The sequence below is a fragment of the Pseudomonas sp. PS01299 genome (genome assembly GCF_029960145.1).
GTDB classification, from domain to species: domain Bacteria; phylum Pseudomonadota; class Gammaproteobacteria; order Pseudomonadales; family Pseudomonadaceae; genus Aquipseudomonas; species Aquipseudomonas putida_A.
Map to the genome: position 1 here is coordinate 1 of NZ_JASCPO010000367.1, position 3,747 is coordinate 3,747.

A 3,747-nucleotide genomic window follows, 5' to 3' on the forward strand; every position below is an offset into this window, starting at 1 on the left:
TTTAAGCGCTTTTGTGGCGAGGGAGCTTGCTCCCGCTCGGGCGCGCAGCGGCCGTAAATGTGTTGGGGTCGCTTCGCAACCCAGCGGGAGCAAGCTCCCTCGCCACAGGAAGATCAATCGACGTCAATCCGCTGCGATCTTTTGCTCTTGTTTGATCGTTAGCCCCCTTCCTATAATCGAGCCGCTTACCCAAGCGCCGCCGAGCCCTGTGCTTACCCCGCACGCCAACGGTTTCGGTAATTTTCCGCACCACCCCGACGACTGTTCCTACTCGAAACAGCGCTCGCGCCTCATCCCACATCCCTGGGTGTTCAACCATAATAATTCGCTCCAACGGAGCTCATGACTGTCAGGGATCACCGCATGACGACCAGTACCGCTTACAGCGCCACCGCGCCTGCCCAGCCGACCAACTCCGCCACCCGCGTGGCGACAGCGAGTTTCATCGGCACCGCCATCGAGTTCTACGACTTCTACGTTTACGCTACCGCCGCTGCACTGGTGATCGGGCCGGTGTTCTTTCCGCAGACGTCCGGCACCGCGCAGATGCTTTCGGCGTTTCTCACCTTCGGCATCGCCTTCCTCGCCCGACCGCTGGGTTCGGCCTTGTTCGGCCACTTCGGTGACCGTATCGGGCGCAAGTCGACACTGGTCGCCTCGCTCTTGCTGATGGGCGTGTGCACCACGCTGATCGGCGTGCTGCCGGGTTACGCCAGCATTGGCGCCTGGGCACCGATTTTGTTGTGTGTGCTGCGTTTCGGTCAGGGTTTGGGATTGGGTGGCGAATGGGGTGGCGCGGCATTGCTGGCCACGGAGAATGCGCCCAAGGGCAAACGGGCGTGGTTCGGCATGTTCCCGCAGCTTGGCCCGTCAATCGGCTTTCTTGCAGCCAATGGCCTGTTCCTGACCCTGGCCATGACCCTCGACGACGAGCAGTTCCGCAGTTGGGGCTGGCGGATTCCGTTTCTGCTCAGCGCGGCACTGGTGATGGTCGGCCTGTACGTGCGCCTCAAGCTCCATGAAACGCCAGTATTCGCCAACGCCATTGCTCGTCAGGAACGGGTGAAAGTGCCGCTGGTCGAGCTGTTCAGCCAATACTGGGCGCCAACCCTGCTTGGCGCGGCGGCGATGGTGGTGTGCTATGCGCTGTTTTACATCTCGACGGTGTTTTCCCTGAGCTACGGCGTGTCCACCCTCGGCTATAGCCGTGAAACGTTTCTTGGGCTGCTGTGTTTTGCCGTGCTGTTCATGGCCGCCGCAACGCCGTTGTCCGCCTGGGCCAGCGACCGCTACGGGCGCAAACCGGTGCTGATCGTCGGCGGTGTGCTGGCGATTCTGTCCGGATTCCTGATGGAGCCATTGCTGACACAGGGCTCGACCTGGGGCGTGGCGCTGTTCCTGTGCATCGAGCTGTTCCTGATGGGCGTGACGTTTGCCCCGATGGGCGCGCTGCTGCCGGAACTGTTTCCGACCCGCGTGCGCTATACCGGCGCATCGGCGGCCTACAACCTGGGCGGGATCGTCGGCGCCTCGGCCGCCCCGTTCTTCGCGCAGAAACTGGTGGCGATGGGTGGTTTGAGTTATGTCGGCGGCTATGTGTCGGCGGCAGCGGTGCTCAGCCTGATTGCTGTGCTGTGCCTGAAGGAAACGCGCAATAACGATCTGAATCAGGTTGCCTGACAGAAGATCAAAAGCTTCGCGAGCAAGCCCGCTCCCACAATTGGTTTTGTGTACGCCACAGATCCAATGTGGGAGCGGGCTTGCTCGCGAATGCCGCGCCTCGGTTTACAGCTCTACCACAACAGCCTGTGCAGCCCGGGTCGCCTTGGCACGCGCAGCCTCAATCGACTCATCCCGCGCCAACGCCACGCCCATCCGGCGCTGACCATTGACTTCAGGCTTGCCGAACAGACGCAACGCCGTATCCGGCTCGCTCAGCGCTGCGCCCAGGTTGGCGAACGCGGTCTGGGTCGACTGCCCTTCCACCAGAATCACCGCCGAAGCGGATGGGCCGAACTGACGGATCAGCGGCACCGGCAGACCGAGAATGGCGCGGGCGTGCAGGGCAAACTGCGACAGGTCCTGGGAAATCAGGGTCACCAGACCGGTGTCATGCGGGCGCGGCGAAACTTCGCTGAACCACACCTGATCACCCTTGATGAACAGCTCGACGCCGAACAGCCCGCGACCGCCCAAGGCCTCGGTCACGGCTTTGGCCACGCGCTCGGACTCAGCCAGGGCAATCGGGCTCATGGCCTGCGGCTGCCAGGATTCCTGATAGTCGCCCTTCTCCTGACGGTGACCGACCGGTGCGCAGAACGTGGTGCCGCCGATGTGGCGCACGGTCAGCAGGGTGATTTCGTAGTCGAAATCGATGAAGCCTTCGATGATCACCCGACCTTTGCCGGCGCGACCGCCCTCTTGCGCGTAATCCCAGGCTTTCTGCACGTCATCGGCGCTGCGCAGCAGGCTCTGGCCTTTGCCCGACGAGCTCATGACTGGCTTGACCACGCACGGGAAACCCAGATCCTGCACGGCTTTGCTGTAGTCCTCGAAGGTGTCGGCAAAATGGTACGGCGAGGTTGGCAGGTCCAGCTCTTCAGCGGCCAGACGGCGGATGCCTTCGCGGTTCATGGTCAGTTGCGCGGCGCGGGCGGTCGGGATCACGGTGAAGCCTTCGGCTTCCAGCTCGACCAGCGTGGCGGTGGCGATGGCTTCGATTTCCGGCACGATGAAGTGCGGTTTCTCGGCTTCGATGACTGCACGCAGCGCGGCGCCGTCGAGCATGTTGATCACGTGGCTGCGGTGCGCCACCTGCATGGCCGGCGCGTTGGCGTAACGGTCGACGGCAATCACTTCAACGCCCAGGCGTTGCAGCTCGATCACCACTTCCTTGCCCAACTCACCACAGCCACACAGCAATACGCGGGTCGCGGTCGGCGACAATGGAGTTCCGATACGGGTCATCTCAGGTCCTCAAAGAAGCGGATCATCGAGGAAAGCAACGCCAGACGCGCTTTCCATGGGGAGAAAGCGCGGCATTTTACATGAACCGCAGGGTTTGGCTCAGCTGGCGACAGCCTGTTTGCGCTCGCGCCAGGCCATGATCAGCCAGACGGCAGTGACGCCAGCGAACTTCGAGACCAGTGCAGTGATGATCACCGGTGGCGTCATCAGGTCGATCATGCCGAAAAAGATGAAGGTATCGAGCGGAATGCTCAGCGCCGAGCTGATCCACAGGCGGTCGCGCAACGGCCGTTTGGTGACGCTGAACACCAGCCAGTCGATGATTTCCGACACCGCGAACGCTGTGGCGCTGGCCAAGGCGATGGATGGATCAGAAGTGACGTAAGACAGTACCAGCGCCGCCAGCATCGCCACGAGCGCACCGTGGCCGAAACGGGTTTGCACCATGTCGCGCAACACGAACACCAACCCGCCCCAGGCCGACCAGATGATGTCCAGGTGCGGCGCGGTGGAGAAAGCGAAGTTGATCAGCACGACGCTGCTGATGTAGGCGATGAGGAAAATCATGGGGGCGACCTGTCAAATTGGCGCACAGGTTACTTCAGGCTTTGAGTTGGGCCAATAAGAAGTAGCGGCTGTTCTGGCCTCTTCGCGAGCAAGCCCGCTCCCACAGTTGATCGAAGGTGAACACAAATCCAATGTGGGAGCGGGCTTGCTCGCGAAGGCGGCCTGTCAGGCGCCGGATTTTGCGGGAACCATCCACACCAACCCACTCGCCTT

3 protein-coding genes are annotated in these 3,747 nt (G+C 62.0%); 1 reads left to right on the plus strand and 2 read right to left on the minus strand.

Annotated features, from left to right (window positions below; all coding sequences use genetic code 11):
* Nucleotides 1–363 precede the first annotated feature (363 nt).
* Nucleotides 364–1,680, plus strand: a complete 1,317-nt coding sequence (locus tag QMX91_RS29710; protein ID WP_225137645.1) for an MFS transporter — start codon at nucleotides 364–366, stop codon at nucleotides 1,678–1,680.
* A gap of 105 nt (nucleotides 1,681–1,785) precedes the next feature.
* Here QMX91_RS29710 and purT read toward each other — a convergent pair whose 3' ends face one another.
* Nucleotides 1,786–2,967, minus strand: coding sequence for a formate-dependent phosphoribosylglycinamide formyltransferase (purT, locus tag QMX91_RS29715; RefSeq protein ID WP_003221968.1), 1,182 nt, complete (start codon nucleotides 2,965–2,967; stop codon nucleotides 1,786–1,788).
* A gap of 99 nt (nucleotides 2,968–3,066) precedes the next feature.
* A complete protein-coding gene (locus QMX91_RS29720; RefSeq protein WP_007967799.1) occupies nucleotides 3,067–3,534 on the minus strand; it encodes a VUT family protein in 468 nt (155 codons plus the stop codon).
* Nucleotides 3,535–3,747: the final 213 nt, after the last annotated feature.

Coding starts and splice junctions, on each gene's coding strand:
- QMX91_RS29720 (WP_007967799.1), bottom strand. CDS start 3,534: ATGATTTTCCTCATCGCCTACATCAGCAGCGTCGTGCTGATCAACTTC.
- purT (WP_003221968.1), bottom strand. CDS start 2,967: ATGACCCGTATCGGAACTCCATTGTCGCCGACCGCGACCCGCGTATTG.
- QMX91_RS29710 (WP_225137645.1), top strand. CDS start 364: ATGACGACCAGTACCGCTTACAGCGCCACCGCGCCTGCCCAGCCGACC.